Source organism: Streptomyces africanus, from assembly GCF_030816955.1.
Classification (GTDB): Bacteria; Actinomycetota; Actinomycetes; order Streptomycetales; family Streptomycetaceae; genus Streptomyces; species Streptomyces africanus.
This window is the reverse complement of sequence record NZ_JAUSYP010000001.1, coordinates 2,188,625-2,213,564: the sequence shown is the minus strand read 5'-3', so window position 1 is coordinate 2,213,564 and position 24,940 is coordinate 2,188,625. Positions and strand designations below refer to the sequence as shown.

The following is a 24,940-nucleotide window of genomic DNA, read 5'->3' as shown; positions in this document are numbered from 1 at the left end:
CTCGTGGATCGCGGGCACTTGGCAGTCGTCAGCCGATCCACCACAGAGCGGAGGACTCAGAGCATGGCCGGCGCGATGCGCAAGATGGCGGTCTACCTCGGCCTCGTGGAGGACGATGGGTACGACGGCCGCGGATTTGACCCCGACGACGACTTCGAACCCGAACTGGACCCGGAGCCCGAGCGGGACCACCGACGGCATGAGCCGTCCCATCAGCCGCACGGCTCACATCAGCCCCAAAGGGACGAAGAGGTACGAGTCGCACAGCCGCCCGCCCCTCGTGAACCGGCCGCCCGTTCCGCTTCGCTACCCGCGGAATCCGGCCGCCCGGCGCGCATCGCGCCCGTGGCATCCATCACACAAGAACGCGCAAGTCTGGAGAAGAACGCACCGGTGATCATGCCCAAGGTCGTGTCCGAACGAGAGCCTTACCGGATCACCACGCTCCACCCACGGACCTACAACGAGGCCCGTACCATCGGGGAACACTTCCGTGAAGGCACTCCGGTGATCATGAATCTGACTGAGATGGATGACACAGACGCGAAGCGACTTGTCGACTTTGCGGCCGGTTTGGTGTTTGGTCTTCACGGCAGTATCGAGCGGGTGACGCAGAAGGTGTTCCTGTTGTCGCCTGCTAACGTCGATGTCACGGCGGAGGACAAGGCCCGCATCGCAGAGGGCGGGTTCTTCAACCAGAGCTGAGACGTAACACCGGAAGCAGCAGTAACAGCAGGGCACAGGGGAGAGGGAAGCAACAGGTCATGAGCGTGGTTTTGGATGTCGTCTACATCGCGCTGATGTGCTTCCTCATCGTGCTCATCTTCCGGCTGGTCATGGACTACGTCTTCCAGTTCGCCCGCTCATGGCAACCAGGCAAGCCGATGGTGGTCGTACTGGAGGCCACCTACACTGTCACGGATCCACCGCTCAAGCTTCTGCGGCGGTTCATTCCGCCGCTGCGTCTCGGGGGCGTGGCGCTCGACCTGTCCTTCTTCGTGCTGATGATCATCGTCTACATCCTGATCTCGATCGTGAGCCGGCTGTGAGCGATGTGAACTACGGTCTTGCCGAATGCCGACGACTACGTTGAGGTGAAGAGATGCCGTTGACCCCCGAGGACGTGCGGAACAAGCAGTTCACGACCGTCCGCCTCCGAGAAGGCTATGACGAGGACGAGGTCGATGCCTTCCTCGACGAGGTCGAAGCCGAACTGACCCGCCTGCTCCGCGAGAACGAGGACCTGCGCGCCAAGCTGGCCGCGGCCACGCGCGCTGCTGCCCAGAACCAGCAGAACATGCGCAAGCCTCCGGAGCAGCAGGATCAGCAGCAGCAACAGCAGCAGCAGCAGGGCATGCGCGGTCCTGGTGGTCCCGTACCCGCCGGCATATCGGGCCCGCCGCAGCAGCAGATGGGTGGCCCCATGGGTGGTCCGCCCCAGCTGCCGAGCGGTGCCCCGCAGCTGCCCGCCGGTCCCGGCGGTCAGGGTGGCCCGCAGGGTCCCGGCCCGATGGGCCAGGGTCCGGGCGGTCCGGGCCCGATGGGCCAGCCCCCCATGCAGCAGCAGATGGGTGGTCCGATGGGCGGCCCCATGGGCGGTCCGATGGGCGGCCCCGGTCAAGGAGGCCCCGGTGGCGACAGCGCCGCCCGTGTCCTCTCGCTGGCCCAGCAGACCGCCGACCAGGCGATCGCCGAGGCCCGGTCCGAAGCCAACAAGATCGTCGGTGAGGCGCGTTCGCGTGCCGAGGGTCTGGAGCGTGACGCCCGTGCCAAGGCAGATGCCCTGGAGCGGGACGCGCAGGAGAAGCACCGCGTCGCGATGGGCTCCCTGGAGTCCGCCCGCGCCACGCTGGAGCGCAAGGTCGAGGACCTGCGCGGCTTCGAGCGCGAGTACCGCACGCGCCTGAAGTCGTACCTGGAGTCGCAGCTGCGTCAGCTGGAGACCCAGGCCGACGACTCGCTGGCCCCGCCGCGCACTCCGGCGACCGCGTCCCTCCCGCCGTCCCCGGCGCCTTCCATGGCACCGGCCGGCGCGAGCGCCCCGTCGTACGGCGGCGGCAACCAGACGATGGGCGGCGGTCCCTCGCAGTCCGGTCCGTCCTACGGCGGTCAGCAGCAGATGTCCCCGGCGATGACCCAGCCGATGGCGCCGGTGCGTCCGCAGGGCCCGTCGCCGATGGGTCAGGCGCCCTCGCCCATGCGGGGCTTCCTGATCGACGAGGATGACAACTGACGGCCTGATGGCCAGTAGTACGGCGTAGAGGTCGGCAGCGTTCAGGGCGGGGCCCCGGGGTGAACCCGGGGCCCCGCCCTTTTGCCGTGCGCGCCGCCTCCTTGCCGCACACGTCGTCTCTTTGCCACACGCGTTCGTGCGCACACAACGCCGAAGGCCCGGGCCCACCAAGATCTTTGGCGGGTCCGGGCCTTCGGTCCGTGGCTTACCCCCTGTGGGTTACGCCTTGCGCAGGCGGAACGTCAGCGTCAGCCCCTCGTCCGTGAACGGGTTCCCGTAGCTGTCGTCCGCGTCGCCCTGGGCGCTGTGCTCATTCAAGAAGTCGGTCGCCAGGACCTCGTCGGCGATCAGGCCGGCGTGGTCGGTGAGGGCCGCGACCGTCGCCGGGTCCGTGGCGGTCCAGCGCAGTGCGATGCGGTCGGCCACGTCGAGGCCGCTGTTCTTCCGGGCCTCCTGGATCAGGCGGATCGCGTCACGGGCCAGGCCCGCACGGCGGAGCTCCTCCGTGATCTCCAGGTCCAGGGCGACCGTCGCGCCCGCGTCGGACGCCACGGACCAGCCCTCGCGGGGCGTCTCCGTGATGATCACCTCGTCGGGAGCCAGCGTGATGGTCTCGCCGTCGACCTCCACCGACGCCGTGCCCTCGCGCAGGGCCAGGGACAGCGCGGCCGCGTCCGCGTTCGCGACGGCCTTGGCCACGTCCTGGACGCGCTTGCCGAACCGCTTGCCCAGCGCGCGGAAGTTGGCCTTCGCCGTGGTGTCCACCAGGGAGCCGCCGACCTCGCTCAGCGTCGCCAGGGCCTCGACGTTCAGCTCCTCCGTGATCTGCGTGCGCAGTTCGGAGTCCAGCGTCTCGAAGCCCGTCGCCGCGATCAGGGCGCGGGACAGCGGCTGACGGGTCTTGACGCCCGACTCCGCGCGCGTGGCACGGCCCAGCTCCACGAGCCGGCGCACCAGCACCATCTGCTTCGACAGCTCCGGGTCGATGGCGGTGAGGTCCGCCTCGGGCCAGGACGACAGGTGGACCGACTCCGGGGCGCCCGGGGTGACCGGAACGATCAGGTCCTGCCACACCCGCTCGGTGATGAACGGGGTCAGCGGGGCCATCAGCTGCGTCACCGTCTCGACGACCTCGTGCAGCGTGCGCAGCGCGGCCTTGTCGCCCTGCCAGAAGCGGCGGCGGGAGCGGCGCACGTACCAGTTCGACAGGTCGTCGACGAACGCGGACAGCAGCCTTCCGGCGCGCTGGGTGTCATAGGCGTCGAGGGACTGGGTGACCTGGTCGGTGAGCGCGTGCAGTTCGGACAGCAGCCAGCGGTCCAGGACCGGGCGGTCCGCCGGGGCCGGGTCGGCCTCGGACGGGGCCCAGCCCGACGTCCGCGCGTACAGGGCCTGGAAGGCGACCGTGTTCCAGTACGTGAGGAGCGTCTTGCGGACGACCTCCTGGATCGTGCCGTGGCCCACGCGGCGGGCAGCCCAGGGGGAGCCGCCGGCGGCCATGAACCAGCGGACCGCGTCCGCGCCGTGCCGGTCCATGAGCGGGATGGGCTCCAGGGTGTTGCCCAGGTGCTTGGACATCTTGCGGCCGTCCTCGGCGAGGATGTGGCCGAGGCAGACCACGTTCTCGTACGAGGACTTGTCGAAGACCAGCGTGCCGACTGCCATCAGCGTGTAGAACCAGCCGCGGGTCTGGTCGATGGCCTCGCAGATGAACTGCGCCGGGTACCGGGACTCGAACAGCTCCTTGTTCTTGTACGGGTAGCCCCACTGCGCGAACGGCATCGAACCCGAGTCGTACCAGGCGTCGATGACCTCGGGCACGCGCGTGGCCGTCGTGCCGCAGCCGTCTTGCGGGCAGGCGAAGGTGACCTCGTCGATGAACGGGCGGTGCGGGTCCAGGCCCGACTGGTCGGTGCCGGTCAGCTCGGTCAGCTCGGTGAGGGAGCCGACGCAGGTGAGGTGGTCGTCCTCGCAGCGCCAGATCGGCAGGGGGGTGCCCCAGTAGCGGTTGCGGGACAGCGCCCAGTCGATGTTGTTGTTCAGCCAGTCGCCGTACCGGCCGTTCTTGACCGTGTCCGGGAACCAGTTGGTGTTCTCGTTCTCCGCGAGGAGGCGGTCCTTGACCTCCGTGGTGCGGATGTACCAGGAGGGCTGCGCGTAGTAGAGGAGCGCGGTGTGGCAGCGCCAGCAGTGCGGGTAGCTGTGCTCGTACGGGATGTGCTTGAAGAGCAGGCCGCGCTGCTGGAGGTCCTCGGTGAGCTTTTCGTCCGCCTTCTTGAAGAAGACGCCGCCGACGAGGGGGACGTCCTCCTCGAAGGTGCCGTCCGGGCGGACCGGGTTCACGACCGGCAGGCCGTACGCGCGGCAGACCTTGAGGTCGTCCTCACCGAAGGCGGGGGACTGGTGGACCAGACCCGTACCGTCCTCGGTCGTGACGTACTCGGCGTTCACCACGTAGTGCGTGCCGCCCTCGGTCTCCGGGAACTCGACGAGCTCGAACGGGCGCTGGTAGGTCCAGCGCTCCATCTCGGCGCCCGTGAACGTCCGGCCGGTGGTCTCCCAGCCCTCGCCGAGGGCCTTGGCGACGAGCGGCTCGGCGACGACGAGCTTCTCCTCGCCGTTCGTCGCGACGACGTAGGTGACCTCGGGGTGCGCGGCGACCGCGGTGTTGGAGACCAGCGTCCAGGGCGTGGTCGTCCACACCAGGAGCGCGGCCTCGCCGGCCAGCGGGCCGGAGGTGAGCGGGAAGCGGACGAAGACCGACGGGTCGACGACCGTCTCGTAGCCCTGTGCCAGCTCGTGGTCCGACAGGCCTGTGCCGCAGCGGGGGCACCAGGGGGCGACGCGGTGGTCCTGGGCCAGCAGACCTTTGTTGAAGATCTCCTTGAGCGACCACCAGACCGACTCGATGTACTCGGGGTCCATGGTGCGGTAGGGCTCGGTGAGGTCGGTCCAGTAGCCCATGCGGGTCGTGAGCTCTTCGAAGGCGTCCGTGTGCCGGGTCACCGACTCGCGGCACTTCGCGTTGAACTCGGCGATGCCGTACGCCTCGATGTCCTGCTTGCCGGAGAAGCCGAGCTCCTTCTCCACGGCGAGCTCCACCGGGAGGCCGTGGCAGTCCCAGCCGGCCTTGCGGGCCACGTGGTAGCCGCGCATGGTGCGGAAGCGGGGGAAGACGTCCTTGAAGACGCGGGCCTCGATGTGGTGGGCACCGGGCATGCCGTTGGCGGTGGGCGGGCCCTCGTAGAACACCCACTCGGGGCGGCCCTCGGACTGCTCCAGGCTCTTGGCGAAGATCTTCTGCTCGCGCCAGAAGTCGAGCACGGCGTGCTCGAGGGCGGGCAGGTCGACCTGGGCGGGCACCTGGCGGTACGTCGGCGATGTCATCAGCGGGCTTCCTCCGGCGGACTTGCTGCCTTCCGTCCGGAGGGACGAGAGCTACGTCTGTGCCTGCGCCGCCTTCGGCGCGCTCCCGCGGTACCACCCTCCTTGGCCCTCCGGCGCGGGGTGTGCGCCGACGAGCCCCCTCATTGGGGTCGCGATGCCGGTTCTACTGGCCGCCGCGCTCGGCGGCGGTTTTCTTCCGGCGGCTCCGGGGTGATCTTCACGTCGCGCTCGCCCCCGGGCTTCCACCGTCCCCGGGTCGCTCTGGGCTGCGTACGCCGCTACTCGTCCCCATCCACGCTTTTCGCTCCGCCCAGTGTACGGCGCCGCGCGGACAGCGGCCGACCGCTTTTCGGGGCGGTTGGGGGCAGAGGGCCGTAAGGGGCGCCGTTGAGGGTGACGTATGGGTTTGATGACCTGAATGGAGTGGTATGGGTGTTCGGATCCTGGGACGTCCGGCTCGGCGGATTACCGGGCGGGGAGCTGGGCACAACGGATGCAGGTTCGCCGCGCGGCGTGCGCGAGGCGGGCGAATCGGGCGGTGTGCCCCGTTGCCGCGGGACTCAAGTCGATTTATCGTCCCAGCACGATTCGCGAGCAAGATCACAATATGTGAAGGGGCCGCGGCCATGGTGGCGAAGAAGACCGCCGTACAGCAGCCGGCGTCCGGCAGGTCCGCGGAGGCCTCCGGCGGTGCGGCCAAGGACGTGGGCGGGAAGAAGACCACGCAGGGGGGCTCGGCGGGGCGGGCGGCGAAGGGGGCGGCCGGGAAGGCGACCGAGGGGACGAAGGCGGCTGTCAAGAAGACGAAGGCGGCCGTCAGGAAGGTGACGGCCAAGAAGTCCGTGGCCGAGGAAGCGGTGGCCAAGGCCGGGAAGGCCGTGACCAAGAAGACCGCGACCAGGCCTCCGGCTGAGGGGGCGACGGCTGAGAAGGCGGCTGCGAAGGAGGCGGCTGCCGGGGAGACGGTGGCCCGGAAGTCGGCGGCAAGGGGGACGGCGGCCGAGGTCGCGGCCGAGAAGGTCCCGGCGAAGAAGGCGGCCGGCAAGGAAGCGGCTGCCCGGAAGACGGCCGTCAAGAAGACGGCAGGCAAGACCGCGGCCGAGAGGGCATCGGCCAAGGAGACGGCGGCCAAGAGGACGGCGGCCAAGGCTGCGGCCGGGAAGGCCCTGGCCAGGAAAGCGGCGGCCAGGAAGACGGCAGCCAAAGCCGCGGTCGAGAAGGCGCCGGCCAAGGAGACCGCGGCCAAGGCCGCGGCAGAGGAGGCCCCGGCGAAGAAGGCCCCGAAGGCCCCCGCCAGGAGCGCGGCGGCCGAGGAGGCGGCGGAGAAGAAGGCCGCTGTCAAACGGGCGAAGGCCGCCAAGGCCGGTGTCGCGAAGAAGGCCGGCGTCGCGAAGAAGGGCGTCGAGGCCGAGGGCGTTCGCGCCGGAGGCGAGAGCACCACCCCGAAGGGCGCTGTCGGGAAGGGCGCTGCCCGGACCGGCGCGGTCACACAGGACACGGCCGGGAGCAGCACGGCCAAGAAGGCGGGCGCGGCAAGGGCCGCGCAGCAGACGGGAGCGACGACCGTGGGTGCTAAGAAGACTCCTGGCACGGCGACGGCGGCCAAGACCGCTGTTCCGAAGGCACGGGCGGCAGCGGCGGAGCCCGGTGAGCTCGCGGTTCGCCCGGGCGAGGACCCCTGGACGGAGGCGGAGGTCGAGGAGGCGCGTGCCGAGTTGACGTCCGAGGAGATCCGGCTGCGTGAGGAGATCACGTCGTCGGAGCGGTCGCTGGCCGGTCTGATGCGGGACTCCGGGGACGGCGCGGGCGACGACCAGGCGGACACCGGCACCAAGAACATCACCCGCGAGCACGAGCTGGCCCTGGCCGCCAACGCGCGCGAGATGCTCGTCCAGACCGAGCGCGCCCTGGAACGCCTGCACGCGGGCACCTACGGCCTGTGCGAGAACTGCGGCAATCCCATCGGCAAGGCCCGCATGCAGGCCTTCCCGCGGGCGACCCTGTGCGTGGAGTGCAAGCAGAAGCAGGAGCGCCGGTACTGACCGGCCGCCGAATGCCTCCTGAGCACGTGGGGCGCCCGGGGCGTGCCGTACCCTCGTCCTCAGTCAGGCACCTAGGTTGAGGGACTCACGTGGCAGAGGCGGAGCGCATCATCGGTACGCCGGACACACCGGACGCGACCGGCAACGGGCGGGAGCGGCCCGACGAGGCGGCGGCCGCCGGGGTGTCCGGCACGGATGAGCCGACGGCGGCCGGGCGGCCCCGGGGCAAGCGCCGGATCGCGGTCCTGTTCGCGGTCGCCGCGTTCGCGTACGCCCTCGACCTGATCAGCAAGATGCTCGTGGTGGCCAAGCTGGAGCACCACCCGCCCATCGAGATCATCGGGGACTGGCTGAAGTTCGAGGCGATCCGCAACGCGGGCGCGGCCTTCGGCTTCGGCGAGGCCTTCACGGTGATCTTCACCATGATCGCGGCGGCGGTGATCGTGGTGATCGCCCGGCTCGCCCGCAAGCTCTACAGCCTGCCCTGGGCGATCGCGCTCGGCCTGCTGCTCGGCGGTGCGCTGGGCAACCTCACCGACCGGATCTTCCGGGCGCCGGGTGTCTTCGAGGGCGCGGTCGTGGACTTCATCGCGCCCAAGCACTTCGCCGTCTTCAACCTGGCCGACTCGGCGATCGTGTGCGGCGGCGTCCTGATCGTGCTGCTGTCGTTCAGGGGGCTCGACCCCGACGGGACCGTCCACAAGGACTGAGCCCGCGAGGGGTTGTCCACAGGCTCGGTACGGGGCTGTCGGACCCGTCCGGCATACTCGACGGGTGAGCACGATTCCCGAGATCCGTACCCTGCCCGTGCCCGACGGCCTGGAGGGCGAGCGCGTCGACGCCGCCATCTCCCGCATGTTCGGCTTCTCCCGGACCAAGGCGGCCGAGCTCGCCGCCGCGGGGAAGGTCACGGTCGACGGATCGGTGGTCGGCAAGTCGGAGCGGGTGCACGGCGGCGCCTGGCTGGAGGTCGAGATGCCGCAGGCGCCCGCGCCGGTGCAGGTGGTGGCCGAGCCGGTCGAGGGCATGGAGATCGTGCATGACGACGATGACGTGGTCGTGATCGTCAAGCCGGTGGGCGTGGCCGCGCACCCGTCGCCGGGCTGGACCGGCCCGACCGTCATCGGCGGCCTCGCCGCCGCCGGGTACCGCATCTCCACCTCCGGCGCCGCGGAGCGCCAGGGCATCGTGCACCGGCTCGACGTCGGCACGTCCGGGCTGATGGTGGTCGCCAAGTCGGAGTACGCGTACACGTCCCTGAAGCGCCAGTTCAAGGAGCGCACGGTCGACAAGCGGTACCACACGCTCGTCCAGGGCCACCCGGACCCGACGAGCGGCACCATCGACGCCCCCATCGGCCGCCACCCGCAGCACGACTACAAGTGGGCGGTCACCGCCGAGGGCAAGCCGTCCGTCACGCACTACGACCTGATCGAGGCCTTCCGCGCCGCGTCCCTGCTCGACGTGAAGCTGGAGACCGGCCGCACGCACCAGATCCGCGTCCACATGGCCGCCCACCGGCACCCCTGCGTCGGAGACCTGACGTACGGCGCCGACCCGACGCTCGCCAAGCGGCTCCATCTGACCCGCCAGTGGCTGCACGCGGTGCGGCTCGGTTTCGAGCACCCCGGGGACGGGCAGTGGGCGGAGTTCGCCTGCGACTACCCGGAAGACCTGCAGAACGCCCTGGACCAGGTCCGGGAGGAGACCTACGCATGAGCGTCCCGTCGTACGTGGTGCGTGTCGCCGAGGACCCGGCCGACCGTGAGGCGTGCTTCGCGGTGCGCAAGGAGGTGTTCGTCGGCGAGCAGGGCGTGCCGGAGGACGTCGAGTACGACGCGTACGACCCGGGTGCCGTCCATGTGCTGGCGGTCCGGGAGGACGGCGTGCCGCTCGGGACGGGGCGGCTGCTGCTCGGGGAGGCGGCCGTGGCACAGACCGGAGCCGACCCGTCCGTGGGCTCCCTCGGCCGGCTCGCCGTGGCCGCCCACGCGCGCGGACTCGGTGTCGGCGTCGCCCTGGTGCGGGCCATCGAGGACGCGGCACGCGCGCGTGGTCTCGCGGCCGTGGACCTGCACGCGCAGACGCACGCGCTGGGCTTCTACGAGCGGCTCGGCTACGAGCCGTATGGACCGGAGTACGTGGAGGCGGGGATTCCGCACCAGGGGATGCGGCGTTCGCTTTAGCCCGTCCTGAAGGGTGCCGAAACGGTTTGTCCCGGGAGTTGCGTGGCAGGCTTGAGGTCAGTCGTGTGAACGTTTGACCTTCCGGAGCGCTGACCGTGGATCAGTTGGCCCTGCTGTTCGTGCTGTTGCTCGGGGCCGTGATCAGCGTCCCGGTGGGGGACCGGTTCAGTGTGCCCGCGCCGGTGCTGATGACGCTGCTGGGCATAGTCCTCGCGCTGCTCGACTTCGTGCCGAACGTCGAGATCCCGCCGGACCTGATCCTGCCGCTGCTGTTGCCGCCGCTGCTGTACGCCGCGGTGCGGCGCACGTCCTGGCGGCAGTTCGCGGCGAACAAGAGGCCGATCTTCCTGCTGGCCGTGGCGCTGGTGTTCGTCACCATGGCCTGTGTGGCCGCCGCGGCCAACGCGATCGTGCCGGGGCTGCCGCTGGCCGCGGCGTTCGCGCTCGGCGCGCTGGTCGCGCCGCCGGACCCGGTCGCCGCGACCGCCGTCGCCGGGCAACTCGGGCTGCCGCGCCGGCTGGTGTCGATCCTGGAGGGCGAGGGGCTGTTCAACGACGTGACGGCCATCGTCCTCTACCACGTGGCGATCGCCGCCGCCGTCAGCGGGACATTCTCGCCTTGGAAGGCCGGGCTCGATCTCGTGCTGTCGGCCGTGGTGGCGGTGGCCGTGGGCCTCGCGCTGGGCTGGGGCGCGAACAAGCTGATGGAACTGCTCGGGGACGCGACCCTCCAGATCGGGCTGACGCTGCTGGTGCCGTACGCCTCGTACGTCCTGGCCGAGGAGATGCACGGGTCCGGGGTGCTCGCCGTGCTGACCACCGCGCTGTTCCTCGCGGAGTACGGCTCCGACGCCGACGACGTCATGACGCGGCTGGCCGGGCACACGTTCTGGAACATCGTCGACACGCTCGTCACCGGGGTTGCGTTCGGGCTGGTCGGGCTGGAGCTGCACAACGCGATCCACACCGCGTCCGGCCGGTGGGGCGAGCTGCTCGGCTGGGCGGCGGTGGTCGTCTGCGTGGTCGTGTTCGTACGGCTGTTGTGGCTGCTGCCGGCGACCTGGCTGACGAAGCGGCTGCACGCGCGGCGGGACTACGACGAGGACATCCCGGTGAGCTGGCGCGAGACCGTGGTGATGTGGTGGTCGGGGATGCGGGGCGTGGCCTCGGTCGCGCTGGTGCTGGCCATTCCGCTGGAGACCGACGCGGGGGCGCCGTTCCCCAGCCGGGACGAGATCATCTTCATCGCGTTCGGGGTGATCGTGGTGACGTTGGTGGTGCAGGGGCTGACGTTGCCGTGGCTGGTGCGGCGGCTGGGGGTGCGGGCCGACACGGACGTCGAGAAGGAGTTCGCGAAGGCGCTGGCGATCCGGGCGTCCAAGGCGGCCAAGCGCAGGCTCCGGGAGATCGAGGAGACCGAGGAGCTGCCGGAGGAGCTGTCCGAGCAGATGGTGCGGCGGGCGTTCGACATCGCGGTGCGGATCAGTCCCGCGGTGGCCGAGGACGAGCGGCGGGAGGCCTATCGGGAGCGGGCCCGGCGACTGAAGCGGGTACGGCGGATCCAGCAGGAGATGCTGAGCGCTGCGCGGCACGAGGTGCTGGCGGCGCGGAGTGAGCCGGGGGCGGATCCGGAGGTGGTGGACCGGGTGCTGCGGCATCTTGATGTGCGGTCGATGCGGTGACGTTTCGGCTTTCGGGGGGTGGGGGTTGCTGTTCGGTTTGTTCCCCGCCAGGCGCCGCGCCGCCCGTAGCTGTCGGCCGAGGGGCCCTGGTTCTCCCGTGGGGGACGTTCGCCGTTGGCGGCTGACGGGTTCCAGGACCCCTTCCTCAGCGGTCCGGCCTCGTGGAGCCGTGGTAGCGGCGCTGTTGGTGGGGGACGCCGTCCTGGGACGGGCGGTGGCCGTTGCGGGACGGGGGCGGGGTCGCGTCCGACGTGTTGACCCGGGGCAGGGCGTAGGGGTGCTCTGCGGTCAGCCAGCGGATCATCTGCTCGCGGACCGTGACCCGTGCCGTCCAGATGTCGTCCGCGTCCTTGGCGGTCACCAGGGCCCGCACCTGCATGGTGTTCGGGGTGGTGTCCGTGACGGACAGGTCGTAGGCGCGGCCGTCCCAGGCCGGGCACTGGCGCAGGATGTCGCGGAGCTTCTCACGCATCGCGTCCACGGGGGCCGTGTGGTCGACGTGCCAGAAGACGGTGCCGGTCATCTGCGGCGTGCCGCGCGACCAGTTCTCGAACGGCTTGGACGTGAAGTACGACACCGGCATGGTGAGCCGCCGCTCGTCCCAGGTGCGCACGGTCAGGAACGTCAGGGTGATCTCCTCGACCGTGCCCCACTCGCCGTCCACGACGACGGTGTCCCCGATGCGCACCATGTCGCCGAAGGCGATCTGGAACCCCGCGAACATGTTGCTCAGCGTGGACTGCGCGGCGACACCGGCGACGATGCCGAGGATGCCGGCCGAGGCCAGCAGCGAGGCACCCGCGGCGCGGAACGCCGGGAACGTCAGCAGCATGCTCGCCGCGGCCACCACGCCGACGATCGCCGACACCACCCGCATGATCAGCGTCACCTGGGTGCGCACCCGGCGGACCCTGGCCGGGTCCCGCTGGGCCCGGGAATGGGCGTAGCGGCTGTACGACGTCTCGACGATCGCCGACGCGATCCGGATCACCAGCCAGGCGGTCGACCCGATCAGCACCAGGGTCAGCGCCTGGCCGATGCCCTCCCTGCGGCTCTCCAGCAGTTGTGCCTCGTCGTACGACCCTCTCAGCAGGGCCGCGAGGAGCACGAGCTGGTAGGGGATGCGGCCGCGGCGGAGCAGCCCCCACAGCGGGGTCTCGTGGTGCTGTTCGTCGGCCTTGCGCAGCAGGAAGTCGGTGGCCCAGCCGATCACCAGCGTGAGCACGACCGAGCCACCGACCACGATCAGCGGTCGCAGCAGGTTTTCCATGCCCCCGAACCTAACCGGCTCGCGGGGCACATGAACATGTGACTTCGGCGGCGTCCTGGGTAGTGCGGTGATCCGGGCCTGTCACACCCGGCTGGCACCATGGGGTCATGAACATCATGCTCTTTCACTCGACCCATGGGCTGCGCCCCGCGGTGCTCCAGGCCGCCGACCGGCTGCGCGCGGCCGGACACGAGGTGTGGACGCCCGACCTCTTCGAGGGACGCACGTTCGACTCGGTCGAGGAGGGCATGGAGCACAAGGAGAAGATCGGCAAGGACGAGCTGCTGAAGCGGGCCGTGCTGGCCGCCGCGCCCTACTCGGAGCGCGGGCTGGTGTACGCCGGGTTCTCGCTCGGCGCGTCCATCGCCCAGACCCTCGCCCTCGGCGACGACAAGGCGCGCGGGCTGCTGCTCCTGCACGGCACGTCGGACATCGCGCCGGGCGTCACGGCGGACGAACTGCCGGTCCAGCTGCACGTGGCGGAGCCCGACCCGTTCGAGACGGACGACTGGCTCAGCGCCTGGTACCTCCAGATGGGCCGGACCGGCGCGGACGTCGAGGTGTACCGGTACGCGGGGGCGGGTCACCTCTACACCGACCCCGACCTGCCGGACTACGACGAGGAGGCCGCCGAGGCCACCTGGCGGGTGGCGCTCGGCTTCCTCGACAGCCTGTAGCCGGCGGTTACCCCGGGCTCACACGGCGTCGTGGACGCGCTCGATCCTCTGCGTGCCGCTGCGCGTGCGGTACGAGCGGGACCACGTGGCGGTCGCGTCGCGCCGCGTCCGGTCGGAGATCACGTAGTAGTCCATCTGCGCGCGCTCGGCCGTGATGTCCAGGACGCCGAAGCCGTGGCGGTCGGTGTCGACCCAGTGGACGTGCCGGTTGGCGGCGCGGATGACGGGTGCCGCGACCGCGGAGACCGTGCCCTGAGGGACCTTGACGAGGTCGTCGAGGTTGTCGGAGGTGACCGAGGTGACGACGAACTCCGTGGCGGCCGACGGGGACAGCGGGTACGTACCGGCGTCCACCGGCACGTCGTTGGCCCAGGCCATGTGGATGTCGCCGGTGAGGAAGACCGTGTTGCGGATCGCGTGCGCGCGCAGATGGGCGAGGAGTTCGCGCCGGTCGTCGGTGTAGCCGTCCCACTGGTCGGTGTTGAGGGCGAGGCCCTCCTGCGGCAGGCCCAGCAGCTTGGCCAGCGGCTTCAGCAGGTCGGCGGAGAGCGAGCCGATGGCGAACGGCGAGATCATCACCGAGTTGCCGACCAGCCGCCAGGTGGTGTCGGACGCCTTCAGGCCCGCCTTGAGCCAGTCGAGCTGGGCGCGGCCGGTGAGGGTGCGGTCCGGGTCGTCGACCTGGCCGTTGCCGACCTTGACCTGCTGCGAACGGAACGAGCGCAGGTCCAGCAGCGAGAGGTCGGCCAGCTTGCCGAAGCGCAGCCGGCGGTAGGTGGTGCCCGCGATCGCCGGGCGCACCGGCATCCACTCGAAGTAGGCCTGCTTGGCGGCGGCCTGGCGGGCGGACCAGGTGCCCTCGGCGCCCTCGGTGTGGTTCTCGGCGCCGCCCGACCAGGCGTCGTTGGCGAACTCGTGGTCGTCCCAGATCGCCACGACCGGGGCCGCCGCGTGCAGCGCCTGGAGGTCGGGGTCCGTCTTGTAACGCCCGTGCCGGACGCGGTAGTCGGCGAGGGTGACGATCTCGTGGGCCGGGGCGTGCGGGCGGACGACCGTGCCGCGGGTGCCGTACTCGCCGGTGCCGTACTCGTAGATGTAGTCGCCGAGGTGCAGCCAGGCGTCCAGGTCGCCGCGGGTCGCGAGATGGCGGTACGGGGAGAAGTGGCCGGCCTCCCAGTTGGCGCAGGAGACCACGCCGAAGCGCAGGCCCGTGACGGCCGCGTCCGGGGCCGGGGCGGTGCGGGTGCGGGCGGCGGGGGAGTCGGTGCCGCCGGCGGAGAAGCGGAACCAGTAGTCGGTGCCCGGCTCCAGGCCGCGGATGTCGGCCTTCACGGTGTGGTCGGAGGCGGCCGTCGCGGTGGTGGAGCCCTTGGCGACGACGGTGCTGAACGCCCGGTCCTTGGCGACGGTCCAGCTCACCTCGGTGTCCGGGCCGAGTCCGGAGCCGGGTATGGCCTCCGGGACGGGCGTCACGCGGGTCCACAGCAGGATGCCGTCCGGCAGCGGGTCACCGGAGGCCACGCCGTGCAGGAAGGCGGGGGCCTGGTCGACGGCCCGCGCGGGCAGGGTCGCTGCCAGCGGTCCGGCCAGGACAGCGGTCGCCGCCGCGGCCTTGACGACCGTACGGCGGCGCGGGGTGCGGGAGTTGAGGTCCTCTGACGGCTTCGACGATCTGTATCGACTGGTCACGGACGATCAGGTTACTGATCGGTATGCACCAGAGCGGGCGAACTCCGGAAGTTCGCCCGCTCTTCACATGCCGGCCGCTCCTCGACCTGCCGTCACTTCTTCAGAGCCTCGCCCACCACCCTGTTGAAGTCGGCCACCGTCATCAGCGGCGTGCCCTGGTTGTCGGCGGTGAGCTGCTTGCCGTCCATGACGAAGCCCGGGGTGCCCGTGACGCCGTCCTTGTTGTCGTCGAAGGTCTTCGACATGGCCATCGCCCAGGCGTCGTAGGTGCCCTTCTCGACCGCGTCCTGGAACTTCTTGTTGCCCTTCAGCTCCGGGACGGTGTCCGCGACCTTGATGAGGTAGCTGTCGTCCTTGAACTTGTCGGTCGTCTCGTCCGGGTGGTACTTCGCCGAGTACAGCGCGGCCTTGTAGTCGAGGAACGCCTCGGGGCTGACGTTCAGCGCGGCACCCAGGGCGCTCAGCGCGTTCTTGGAGCCCTCGCCGTTGTCCTTGTTGTCGATGAAGGTGGCGCCGACGAACTGCATCTTGAACTTGCCGTCGTCGATGTCCTTCTTCACGGTCGAACCGACGGTCTGCTCGAACTGGGCGCAGACGGGGCAGCGCGGGTCCTCGTAGACCTTCAGGGTCTTCTTGGCCGAGTCCTTGCCGATGACGACCGTGGTGCCCTTGGTGCCCGTGGTGTTGGCCGGGGTGACGACCTTGGCGTCCTTCTGGGCCTCCCAATAGGTGGGCTTGTTGGCCTGGACGACCGCGTAGCCGATGCCGCCGGCTATCGCCAGGACGCCGACGATGGAGGCGGCGACGATGATCTGCCGCTTGGCCTTCGCCCGCTTGGCCTCGCGCTCGCGCTCGATGCGCAGCCGCTCACGGGCCGCCGTCTTTGCCGCCTGGGTGTTCCGCTTGCTCATGGTGATGTTCTCCGTCGGGGACGCGCACAGGTCGTGTGCGGGATACGTAAGGGGGACTGCCGGTGCTCGAAAGGTGCCTCACGCGAAGGCGGGCGAGCACGGCGGTCCACGCCGTCCCAGACAGTGGGCGAGGATCCGCTCGCGGGCGGTGGGCGTGCGGTCGGCGGCCCGCGACGGCAGGCGGCGCCCGGCCGGGGCCCGCGTCACCGTCACCGCGGCGACCGCCAGCAGGAGCGGCCGGAACGTGGTCGCCCCCACGGCCCGCAGCAGCTGGGCCAGGGCCCGCTCGCCCCGGCGCAGCCAGACGGCGGCGGCCAGCCCCACGCCGATGTGCGCGCCGAGCAGCAGCCAGGCGGTGGCCGGGTCGGCGTGCGCGACCGCGGCGGCGAGCCGGTCGGTGCCGGTGGCCCCGGCCATCCGGGCCAGGGGTGTGCCGATCTCGCCGCCCCCGCACAGCACGTCCAGGCCGACCGACCGCAGCGGGCCGGCGACCGGGCCGCCCGACCGGCCGTAACAGGCGTGCTGTCCCGTGGTGAACACCGTGTCGGCGGCCAGTTCCAGCGGGATCAGCAGGGCCGCGATCCGTCGGAAGGAGCGCTCGCGGCCCGCCAGGGCGTAGGCGATCACGAACACGGTGGCGGCGACTGCGGCCACCGTGCCCAGCGGGAGCGGGACCTGGGACAGCAGCACGTGCGACGCGGTGCTGAGCGTCACGACCACTGCCGTGAACAGCGCCGCGCGTACGGCTCTGAGCTGGATCCCGGATATGTCCATAGCGAGAGGAGAGTCTGTCACGGGGGCCGGTAAGGGACCCCTAAAGGATGCCTGTGAGTGAGCGGACGGCCAAAGTCCCGGCAGGGGTCTTTACAGACCCGGGATCCGGCCGTTGCGGAACAGGTCCACGAAGGTCTGGTGGTCGGCACGCGCGCGTGCGCCGTAGCTGTGCGCGAAGTCGATCAGCAGCGGCGCGAAGCCCTCCTCGTCCGCCGCGATCGCCGCGTCGATGGCCCGCTCCGTGGAGAACGGCACCAGGGACTCGCCGGACTGGTCGTCCGCCGCCGAGTGCATCGTGGCCGTGGCCCGGCCGAGGTCGGCCACCACCTGGGCGATCTCCTCCGCGTCGTCGATGTCGCCCCAGTCGAGATCCACCGCGTACGGCGAGACCTCGGCGACCAGCTGGCCCGCGCCGTCCAGCTCCGTCCAGCCCAGCCACGGGTCGGCGTGCGCCTGGAGGGCGCGCTGGGAGATGACCGTGCGGTGTCCCTCGTGCTGGAAGTAGTCGCGGATCGCCCGGTCCGTGATGTGCCGGGAGACGGCCGGGGTCTGGGCCTGCTTGATGTAGATCACCACATCGTTCTCCAGGGCGTCGCTGTGGCCCTCCAGCAGGATGTTGTACGACGGCAGCCCCGCCGAGCCGATGCCGATGCCGCGCCGGCCGACGACGTCCTTCACGCGGTAGGAGTCCGGGCGGGCCAGCGAGCTGTCCGGGAGCGTCTCCAGATAGCCGTCGAAGGCGGCGAGGACCTTGTAGCGCGTGGCCGCGTCCAGCTCGACGGAGCCGCCGCCGGACGCGAAGCGGCGCTCGAAGTCGCGGATCTCCGTCATCGACTCCAGCAGCCCGAAGCGGGTCAGTGACCGCGCGTCACGCAGCGCGTCCAGCAGCGCGCCCTGCGCGGTGTCCAGCGTGAACGGCGGCACCTCGTCGCTCTTGGCGCCCGTGGCCAGGGCGTGGATCCGCTCGCGGTAGGCGACCGCGTAGATCGTCACCAGCTCGGAGATCTGCTCGTCGCTGAGCGCCTTCGCGTACCCGATGAGGGCGATGGAGGCGGCGAAGCGCTTCAGGTCCCACGTGAAGGGGCCGACGTAGGCCTCGTCGAAGTCGTTGACGTTGAAGATCAGGCGGCCGTTGGCGTCCATGTACGTGCCGAAGTTCTCCGCGTGCAGGTCGCCGTGGATCCACACGCGCGAGGTGCGCTCGTCCAGGAACGGCCCGCCTCGCTTCTCCTCGTCCAGGTCGTGGTAGAAGAGCGCTGCCGTGCCCCGGTAGAACGCGAAGGCCGAGGCCGCCATCTTCCGGAACTTCACGCGGAACGCGGCCGGGTCGGCGGCCAGGAGCTCGCCGAAGGCGGTGTCGAAGACGGCGAGGATCTCCTCGCCGCGGTGCTCGTCGTCGAGCTGCGGGAACGACATCGCTGGGTGCCTCCTGGTGCGTACGTCGGGGCGGCAGGTCCGCCCTCCGGCTAACGTGCGGCGGTCCGCGGGAGTGCCCGCGGCCCCCGCACGAAGGTACGCGGGTCAGGCCTCCGAGTGTCAGTGGCGAGGCATAGACTTCGACGCTGTCCCCCAGACTGTCCGCAGCCTGTCGGGCCCCATTCGACGTACGTTTTCCCTGGAGGCCGCAGCCGTGTCAAAGCCGCCGTTCACGCACCTGCACGTCCACACCCAGTACTCGCTGCTGGACGGTGCCGCGCGGCTGAAGGACATGTTCAACGCGTGCAACGAGATGGGCATGTCGCACATCGCCATGTCCGACCACGGCAACCTCCACGGGGCGTACGACTTCTTCCACTCCGCGCAGAAGGCCGGGGTCACCCCGATCATCGGCATCGAGGCGTACGTCGCGCCCGAGTCGCGCCGCAACAAGCGCAAGATCCAGTGGGGCCAGCCGCACCAGAAGCGGGACGACGTCTCCGGTTCCGGTGGTTACACCCACAAGACGATGTGGGCGGTGAACAAGACCGGCCTGCACAACCTCTTCCGGCTCTCCTCGGACGCGTACGCCGAGGGCTGGCTCCAGAAGTGGCCTCGGATGGACAAGGAGACCATCGCCCAGTGGTCCGAGGGCATCGTCGCCTCCACCGGCTGCCCCTCCGGCGAGGTCCAGACCCGGCTGCGCCTCGGCCACTTCGACGAGGCCCTCAAGGCCGCCGCCGACTACCAGGACATCTTCGGCAAGGACCGCTACTTCCTGGAGCTGATGGACCACGGCATCGAGATCGAGCACCGGGTCCGCGACGGCCTGCTGGAGATCGCCAAGAAGCTCGGCATCCCTCCGCTGGTCACGAACGACTCCCATTACACCTACTCGCACGAGGCGAGCGCCCACGACGCCCTGCTGTGCATCCAGACGGGCAAGAACCTCTCCGACCCGGACCGCTTCAGGTTCGACGGCACCGGCTACTACCTGAAGTCCACGGACGAGATGTACGCCATCGACTCCTCGGACGCCTGGCAGGAGGGCTGCGCCAACACCCGGCTGATCGCCGAGATGGTCGACACGACGGGCATGTTCGAAAAGCGCGACCTGATGCCCAAGTTCGACATCCCGGAGGGATACACCGAGGTCAGCTGGTTCCGCGAGGAAGTCATCCGCGGCATGCACCGCCGCTTCCCGGACGGCATCCCGGACGACCGCATGAAGCAGGCCGAGTACGAGATGGACACCATCATCTCGATGGGCTTCCCGGGCTACTTCCTCGTGGTCGCCGACTTCATCATGTGGGCCAAGAAGCAGGGCATCGCGGTCGGCCCCGGACGGGGCTCCGCGGCCGGCTCGATCGTCGCCTACGCCCTCGGCATCACCGACCTCGACCCCATCCCGCACGGCCTGATCTTCGAGCGGTTCCTCAACCCCGAGCGCATCTCCATGCCCGATGTCGACATCGACTTCGACGAGCGCCGGCGCGTCGAGGTGATCCGGTACGTGACGGAGAAGTACGGCGCCGACAAGGTCGCCATGATCGGCACGTACGGCACCATCAAGGCCAAGAACGCGATCAAGGACTCCGCGCGCGTGCTGGGCTACCCGTACGCGATGGGCGACCGCCTCACCAAGGCCATGCCCGCCGACGTCCTCGGCAAGGGGATCAACCTCGACGGCATCACCAACCCCGAGCACCCCCGCTACTCGGAGGCGGGCGAGATCCGGGCGATGTACGAGAACGAGCCGGACGTGAAGAAGGTCATCGACACCGCCAAGGGCGTCGAGGGCCTGGTCCGGCAGATGGGCGTGCACGCCGCCGGCGTGATCATGTCCAGCGAGACCATCACCGACCACGTCCCGGTCTGGGTCAGGCACACCGACGGCGTGACCATCACGCAGTGGGACTACCCGAGCTGTGAGTCGCTCGGCCTGCTGAAGATGGACTTCCTGGGCCTGCGCAACCTGACGATCATGGACGACGCCGTCAAGATGGTGAAGTCCAACAAGGGGATCGACATCGATCTCCTGAGCCTCCCGCTCGACGACCCCACGACCTTCGAACTGCTCCAGCGCGGCGACACCCTCGGCGTCTTCCAGTTCGACGGCGGCCCCATGCGCTCCCTGCTCCGGCTGATGAAGCCGGACAACTTCGAAGACATCTCCGCCGTGTCGGCCCTGTACCGCCCGGGCCCGATGGGCATGAACTCCCACACGAACTACGCGCTGCGCAAGAACGGCCAGCAGGAGATCACGCCCATCCATCCCGAGCTGGAGGAGCCGCTCAGGGAGGTCCTGGACGTCACTCACGGCCTGATCGTCTACCAGGAGCAGGTGCAGAAGGCCGCCCAGATCATCGCCGGCTACTCGCTCGGCGAGGCCGACATCCTCCGCCGCGTGATGGGCAAGAAGAAGCCCGAGGAACTGGCGAAGAACTTCGTGCTGTTCCAGGAGGGCGCCCGCAAGAAGGGCTACAGCGACGAGGCCATCCAGGCGCTGTGGGACGTGCTGGTCCCCTTCGCCGGCTACGCGTTCAACAAGGCGCACTCCGCCGCGTACGGACTCGTCTCGTACTGGACGGCCTACCTCAAGGCGAACCACCCCGCCGAGTACATGGCCGCGCTGCTCACCTCCGTGAAGGACGACAAGGACAAGTCGGCCGTCTACCTCAACGAGTGCCGCCGCATGGGCATCAAGGTGCTCCCGCCGGACGTCAACGAGTCGATGTCCAACTTCGCGGCCCAGGGCGACGACGTGATCCTCTTCGGCCTCTCCGCCGTCCGCAACGTCGGTACGAACGTCGTCGAGTCGATCATCAGGTGCCGCAAGGCCAAGGGGAAGTACGTCTCCTTCCCGGACTATCTCGACAAGGTGGAGGCGGTGGTCTGCAACAAGCGCACCACCGAGTCGCTGATCAAGGCCGGCGCCTTCGACGCCATGGGCCACACCCGCAAGGGCCTGACCGCGCAGTACGAGCCGATGATCGACAACGTGGTCGCGGTCAAGCGGAAGGAGGCCGAGGGGCAGTTCGACCTCTTCGGCGGCATGGGCGAGGCCGAGAGCAGCGAGCCGGGCTTCGGGCTCGACGTGGAGTTCACCACCGAGGAGTGGGACAAGACCTATCTGCTCGCCCAGGAGCGGGAGATGCTCGGTCTGTACGTCTCCGATCACCCGCTGTTCGGCCTGGAGCACATCCTGTCCGACAAGGCCGACGCGGGCATCTCCCAGCTGACCGGCGGTGAGCACTCCGATGGCGCGGTCGTCACCATCGGCGGCATCATCTCCGGCCTCCAGCGCAAGATGACCAAGCAGGGCAACGCCTGGGCCATCGCCACCGTCGAGGACCTCGCCGGCTCGATCGAGTGCATGTTCTTCCCGGCGACGTACCAGCTCGTCTCGACCCAACTCGTCGAGGACGCCGTGGTGTTCGTCAAGGGCCGCCTCGACAAGCGCGAGGACGTGCCGCGGCTGGTCGCGATGGAGTTGCAGGTCCCCGACCTGTCGAACGCGGGCACCAACGCGCCCGTCGTGCTGACCATCCCGGCCACCCGGGTCACCCCGCCGCTGGTCAGCCGCCTCGGCGAGGTCCTCAGCCACCACAAGGGCGACAGCGAGGTCCGGATCAAGCTCCAGGGACCGACCAAGACGACCGTGCTGCGGCTGGACCGCCACCGGGTGAAGCCCGACCCGGCGCTCTTCGGCGATCTGAAGGTGCTGCTCGGGCCGTCCTGCCTGGCGGGATGACCTGGACGGCGCTTGACGCGCGTGAGGGGCGTACCCGGTACCTGGTACGCCCCTCGCGCATGTGCGTGGGTCTCAACAACCCGTCACACAGATGTCAGTTGTGGCCGAAGCTGCGCTTCCGCTTGCGGGACGCCACGTCACCGGGGGTCAGCTCGACCTCGGGCTGGGGCTCCGCCTCGGCCGCGGGGCTGCGGTCCGCGCGCTGCCCGCGCTCGGTCGGACGCTGCTGCTTACGGTCACGGTTCTTGTTCTTGGCCATGGTGATGCCTCCTGTGGGGGATCTAGGGGCCAGGGCCGGGACCAGATTCACACAGGCCGACAACGATCGCATGTCGGACAATTACCCTGCGTGACAGGGGCAGTCGGAGCGGGACGGCGCGAAACGCCACGCCGAAGATCGAGTTCCGGCCGTTAACCTCCGCGCCGTCGGGCAGACTCGAAGCAAGCCCGAAGCAAACCTCCCGGGAAGAGGGTGAGTCGTGTGGACCGCTGCATCGTCCTGGTGGACGCGGGGTATCTGCTGGGGGCGGCGGCGAGTCTCCTCGCCGGGGAGCCCTCACGATCCCGGATCACCGTCGACCACACCGCCCTCATCCAGGGGCTGCGCGAACGCGCCGAGTCGGACACGCAGCAGCCCCTGCTGCGGATCTACTGGTTCGACGGCGCCCCCGACCGCGTCCCGCAGCCCGAACACCGCAGGCTGCGCGTGATGCCCCGGGTCACCGTCCGGCTGGGCGCGCTGACCCGCAGCGACGGCCGCTGGGCGCAGAAGGGCGTGGACGCCGCGATGCACGCCGAGCTCACCGAGCTGGCCCGCAACCGCGCCTGCTCCGACATCGTCCTCGTCACCGGCGACGGCGATCTGCTGCCCGGCATGATGGCCGCCAAGGAGCACGGCGTCGCCGTCCACCTGTGGGCCGTGCAGGCCGCCGACGGCGACTACAACCAGTCCGAGGACCTGGTCGCCGAGGCCGACGAGCGGCGCGTCCTGGACCGGACCTGGATCACCAAGGCCGTCCGCGCCAAGGAGCACACCGGTGTGTGCGCCCCACAGCCCGCGCCCCGGCCCGAGATCGCCGCGATCCTCTCCGCCCCGCTGCCCGAGTCCGCGCTCGCCGCCGCGGCCGAGCGCCCCGCACCGCAGCCGCAGCACCCCGCGGCCGGCGCCGGGCAGAACGGCGCGGAGGAACGGGCGCCCGCCGCCAAAGGCGTCCCCACGCCCAAAGACCTGGCCGCCCTGCGCGCACCCGGCCCCCAGTCCACCCAGCAGCCCCCCGCCGCCACCCTCCGCTGGTCCTCCGACAAGGGCTGGGTCGACCGGCCCACGGCCGAGCCCCCCGAGGCCGCCTCGATGCCGACGCTCGCCCAGCTGACCACGGCCGAGCAGCGGTGGGCCGACCGCGAGGAGGACATCACCACCGTCGGCGGCGACCCCTACGAGGTCGGGCAGGTCTTCGCCCGGCGCTGGGTCGAGCGCCTCGGCGACCAGAGCCACCTGCAGAAACTGTCCGGGATGTACCCGCGCATCCCGCACCGCGTCGACGGGGAGCTGCTGCGCTACGCCGCCCGCTTCGGCCTGCTCGCCCACAAGGACGACCAGATCGACGAGCGGGACCGGTACGCCATCCGGGCCGGCTTCTGGAAGGAGATCGGCGTGCGCACGGGAGTGGAGCACGCGCCCGTGGGCGAATGAGAACTTTGCCGGCGGATTTCCCGTTGTGGACCGACCCGAGAGCGGACCGGGGCAGTCGACCCCGTAGTCTCGTTGCTTGTGAGTAAGCGCGCGGCACAGGCATTTCGGCACGAGGGTGACGTCGTGTGCGCGGTGCGCGGGCTGACCAAGACCTACCCTGCCGTACGCGGCCGGCGCGGCGCGCCCGGAACACCCGAGGTCCGTGCCACGGACGACGTGACGCTGGACATCCGGCGCGGCGAGATCTTCGGCCTGCTCGGGCCGAACGGCGCCGGCAAGTCCACCCTCGTACGGCAGCTCACCGGGCTGATGCGGCCCGACCGCGGCAGCGTGGAGATCCTCGGGCACGACATCGTGCGCCACCCGGAGCGGGCCGCGCGGATCCTCGCCTACCTCGGTCAGGAGTCGACCGCCCTCGACGAGCTGACCGTGTCTCTCGCCGCCGAGACCACCGGGCGGCTGCGCGGCCTGGACATCCGGCGGGCGCGGGCCGAGCGGGACGACGTCCTCGACGAGCTGGGGCTCGCGCCGCTCGCCGGGCGGCCGCTGAAGAAGCTCTCCGGGGGCCAGCGGCGCCTGGCGTGCTTCGCCGCGGCACTGGTGGGGGAGCGGCCGCTGCTCGTGCTCGACGAGCCGACCACCGGCATGGACCCGGTGGCACGGCGGGCCGTGTGGTCCGCCGTCGACCGGCGGCGGGCCGAGCGCGGGACGACCGTGCTGCTCGTCACCCACAACGTCATCGAGGCCGAGACCGTGCTGGACCGGGTGGCCGTCCTCGACCGGGGGCGGGTGATCGCCTGTGACACCCCGGCCGGGCTCAAGGAGCAGGTCGCCGGTGAGGTGCGGGTCGACCTGGTGTGGCGGGACGCGGCGCCGGTGCACGTCCCCGAGGTGGCCGCGCTGCGGGGCCGGGCCGTGGAGTCGGGCCGCCTGTGGACGCTCCGGCTCGGGCCCGAGGAGGCCCGGGCGGTCGTCGCCACCGTCACCGGAGGAGCCGCCTTCGCCGCCCTGGACGACTTCACGCTGGCCACGCCGAGCCTGGAGGACGTGTATCTGGCCCTGGGCGGCGCCGCGCAGCAGGGGCTGGTGAAGGCGTGAGGAGTACGAAGCCCTGGAACATGACGGCCCGCAATACGGCGGCCTTGAGTACGCGGGCCGCCGCATACGTACCGAACACGTACGTACCGAACAGGGCGACTGCCGCAGTGGACCCGACGAAGGGGAGC

General features: G+C 70.3%; 19 protein-coding genes. 12 read left to right on the top strand and 7 right to left on the bottom strand.

Features of this window, described 5'->3' with window-relative positions:
* Nucleotides 1–63 precede the first annotated feature (63 nt).
* The 3 genes from QF034_RS10330 to QF034_RS10320 are packed head-to-tail and all read left to right on the top strand — an operon-like array spanning nucleotide 64 to nucleotide 2,233.
* Nucleotides 64–705: a cell division protein SepF gene (locus tag QF034_RS10330; protein ID WP_184982821.1), complete on the top strand. Its 642-nt coding sequence runs from the start codon at nucleotides 64–66 to the stop codon at nucleotides 703–705.
* 59 nt (nucleotides 706–764) lie between these two features.
* On the top strand, nucleotides 765–1,049 hold the full coding sequence (locus QF034_RS10325) for a YggT family protein (protein WP_086564213.1): 285 nt from the start codon (nucleotides 765–767) through the stop codon (nucleotides 1,047–1,049).
* A gap of 53 nt (nucleotides 1,050–1,102) precedes the next feature.
* On the top strand, nucleotides 1,103–2,233 hold the full coding sequence (locus tag QF034_RS10320; protein WP_307174652.1) for a DivIVA domain-containing protein: 1,131 nt from the start codon (nucleotides 1,103–1,105) through the stop codon (nucleotides 2,231–2,233).
* Nucleotides 2,234–2,452: 219 nt separating this feature from the next.
* On the opposite strand, the gene ileS is transcribed toward QF034_RS10320, so the two are convergent.
* Nucleotides 2,453–5,620: an isoleucine--tRNA ligase gene (ileS, locus tag QF034_RS10315; RefSeq protein WP_307174651.1), complete on the bottom strand. Its 3,168-nt coding sequence runs from the start codon at nucleotides 5,618–5,620 to the stop codon at nucleotides 2,453–2,455.
* A 626-nt stretch (nucleotides 5,621–6,246) separates the two neighbouring features.
* Between ileS and QF034_RS10310 the strand changes: the two genes are divergently transcribed.
* From QF034_RS10310 to QF034_RS10290, 5 genes are all read left to right on the top strand, one after another.
* On the top strand, nucleotides 6,247–7,662 hold the full coding sequence (locus QF034_RS10310; RefSeq protein WP_307174650.1) for a TraR/DksA family transcriptional regulator: 1,416 nt from the start codon (nucleotides 6,247–6,249) through the stop codon (nucleotides 7,660–7,662).
* Between the two features lie 89 nt (nucleotides 7,663–7,751).
* On the top strand, nucleotides 7,752–8,372 hold the full coding sequence (lspA, locus tag QF034_RS10305) for a signal peptidase II (RefSeq protein ID WP_307174649.1): 621 nt from the start codon (nucleotides 7,752–7,754) through the stop codon (nucleotides 8,370–8,372).
* Between the two features lie 64 nt (nucleotides 8,373–8,436).
* Nucleotides 8,437–9,381, top strand: a complete 945-nt coding sequence (locus QF034_RS10300; RefSeq protein ID WP_307174648.1) for an RluA family pseudouridine synthase — start codon at nucleotides 8,437–8,439, stop codon at nucleotides 9,379–9,381.
* Complete coding sequence (locus QF034_RS10295) at nucleotides 9,378–9,848, top strand: GNAT family N-acetyltransferase (RefSeq protein ID WP_307174647.1); 471 nt, start codon at nucleotides 9,378–9,380, stop codon at nucleotides 9,846–9,848. Before QF034_RS10300 ends, QF034_RS10295 begins: the two co-directional genes overlap by 4 nt.
* A gap of 95 nt (nucleotides 9,849–9,943) precedes the next feature.
* On the top strand, nucleotides 9,944–11,530 hold the full coding sequence (locus QF034_RS10290) for a Na+/H+ antiporter (protein ID WP_307174646.1): 1,587 nt from the start codon (nucleotides 9,944–9,946) through the stop codon (nucleotides 11,528–11,530).
* A 145-nt stretch (nucleotides 11,531–11,675) separates the two neighbouring features.
* On the opposite strand, the gene QF034_RS10285 is transcribed toward QF034_RS10290, so the two are convergent.
* Nucleotides 11,676–12,800 (bottom strand): mechanosensitive ion channel family protein, encoded by a 1,125-nt coding sequence (locus QF034_RS10285; protein ID WP_307174645.1) that lies wholly within the window; start codon nucleotides 12,798–12,800, stop codon nucleotides 11,676–11,678.
* A 107-nt stretch (nucleotides 12,801–12,907) separates the two neighbouring features.
* On the opposite strand from QF034_RS10285, the gene QF034_RS10280 reads away from it, so the two are divergent.
* Nucleotides 12,908–13,477, top strand: a complete 570-nt coding sequence (locus QF034_RS10280) for a dienelactone hydrolase family protein (protein WP_306967732.1) — start codon at nucleotides 12,908–12,910, stop codon at nucleotides 13,475–13,477.
* 18 nt (nucleotides 13,478–13,495) lie between these two features.
* Here the strand turns inward: QF034_RS10280 and QF034_RS10275 are convergent, their stop codons facing one another.
* From QF034_RS10275 to QF034_RS10260, 4 genes are all read right to left on the bottom strand, one after another.
* On the bottom strand, nucleotides 13,496–15,166 hold the full coding sequence (locus tag QF034_RS10275) for an alkaline phosphatase D family protein (RefSeq protein WP_307174644.1): 1,671 nt from the start codon (nucleotides 15,164–15,166) through the stop codon (nucleotides 13,496–13,498).
* Between the two features lie 92 nt (nucleotides 15,167–15,258).
* Nucleotides 15,259–16,077: a thioredoxin domain-containing protein gene (locus QF034_RS10270; RefSeq protein ID WP_307174643.1), complete on the bottom strand. Its 819-nt coding sequence runs from the start codon at nucleotides 16,075–16,077 to the stop codon at nucleotides 15,259–15,261.
* Between the two features lie 78 nt (nucleotides 16,078–16,155).
* Complete coding sequence (locus QF034_RS10265; protein WP_307174642.1) at nucleotides 16,156–16,851, bottom strand: hypothetical protein; 696 nt, start codon at nucleotides 16,849–16,851, stop codon at nucleotides 16,156–16,158.
* Between the two features lie 90 nt (nucleotides 16,852–16,941).
* The gene (locus QF034_RS10260) at nucleotides 16,942–18,267 is read right to left on the bottom strand and encodes a DUF2252 domain-containing protein (protein ID WP_307174641.1); all 1,326 of its coding nucleotides are present in this window, start codon (nucleotides 18,265–18,267) and stop codon (nucleotides 16,942–16,944) included.
* 214 nt (nucleotides 18,268–18,481) lie between these two features.
* On the opposite strand from QF034_RS10260, the gene dnaE reads away from it, so the two are divergent.
* Nucleotides 18,482–22,021, top strand: coding sequence for a DNA polymerase III subunit alpha (gene dnaE, locus QF034_RS10255; protein WP_307174640.1), 3,540 nt, complete (start codon nucleotides 18,482–18,484; stop codon nucleotides 22,019–22,021).
* 94 nt (nucleotides 22,022–22,115) lie between these two features.
* Here dnaE and QF034_RS10250 read toward each other — a convergent pair whose 3' ends face one another.
* Nucleotides 22,116–22,280: a hypothetical protein gene (locus QF034_RS10250; RefSeq protein ID WP_020277572.1), complete on the bottom strand. Its 165-nt coding sequence runs from the start codon at nucleotides 22,278–22,280 to the stop codon at nucleotides 22,116–22,118.
* A 222-nt stretch (nucleotides 22,281–22,502) separates the two neighbouring features.
* Here QF034_RS10250 and QF034_RS10245 point away from each other — a divergent pair, with 222 nt between their 5' ends.
* Both QF034_RS10245 and QF034_RS10240 read left to right on the top strand, forming a co-directional pair.
* The gene (locus QF034_RS10245; protein ID WP_307174639.1) at nucleotides 22,503–23,714 is read left to right on the top strand and encodes an NYN domain-containing protein; all 1,212 of its coding nucleotides are present in this window, start codon (nucleotides 22,503–22,505) and stop codon (nucleotides 23,712–23,714) included.
* Between the two features lie 123 nt (nucleotides 23,715–23,837).
* Nucleotides 23,838–24,812: an ABC transporter ATP-binding protein gene (locus tag QF034_RS10240; RefSeq protein WP_307179850.1), complete on the top strand. Its 975-nt coding sequence runs from the start codon at nucleotides 23,838–23,840 to the stop codon at nucleotides 24,810–24,812.
* The last annotated feature ends 128 nt before the right edge of the window (nucleotides 24,813–24,940 follow it).

Bases quoted from the DNA above. Each gene is read 5' to 3' on its own strand.
- ileS (WP_307174651.1), bottom strand. From the start codon at position 5,620: ATGACATCGCCGACGTACCGCCAGGTGCCCGCCCAGGTCGACCTGCCC.
- QF034_RS10250 (WP_020277572.1), bottom strand. From the start codon at position 22,280: ATGGCCAAGAACAAGAACCGTGACCGTAAGCAGCAGCGTCCGACCGAG.
- QF034_RS10260 (WP_307174641.1), bottom strand. From the start codon at position 18,267: ATGTCGTTCCCGCAGCTCGACGACGAGCACCGCGGCGAGGAGATCCTC.
- QF034_RS10270 (WP_307174643.1), bottom strand. From the start codon at position 16,077: ATGAGCAAGCGGAACACCCAGGCGGCAAAGACGGCGGCCCGTGAGCGG.
- QF034_RS10265 (WP_307174642.1), bottom strand. From the start codon at position 16,851: ATGGACATATCCGGGATCCAGCTCAGAGCCGTACGCGCGGCGCTGTTC.
- QF034_RS10320 (WP_307174652.1), top strand. From the start codon at position 1,103: ATGCCGTTGACCCCCGAGGACGTGCGGAACAAGCAGTTCACGACCGTC.
- QF034_RS10310 (WP_307174650.1), top strand. From the start codon at position 6,247: ATGGTGGCGAAGAAGACCGCCGTACAGCAGCCGGCGTCCGGCAGGTCC.
- QF034_RS10285 (WP_307174645.1), bottom strand. From the start codon at position 12,800: ATGGAAAACCTGCTGCGACCGCTGATCGTGGTCGGTGGCTCGGTCGTG.
- QF034_RS10325 (WP_086564213.1), top strand. From the start codon at position 765: ATGAGCGTGGTTTTGGATGTCGTCTACATCGCGCTGATGTGCTTCCTC.
- QF034_RS10280 (WP_306967732.1), top strand. From the start codon at position 12,908: ATGAACATCATGCTCTTTCACTCGACCCATGGGCTGCGCCCCGCGGTG.
- QF034_RS10330 (WP_184982821.1), top strand. From the start codon at position 64: ATGGCCGGCGCGATGCGCAAGATGGCGGTCTACCTCGGCCTCGTGGAG.
- QF034_RS10295 (WP_307174647.1), top strand. From the start codon at position 9,378: ATGAGCGTCCCGTCGTACGTGGTGCGTGTCGCCGAGGACCCGGCCGAC.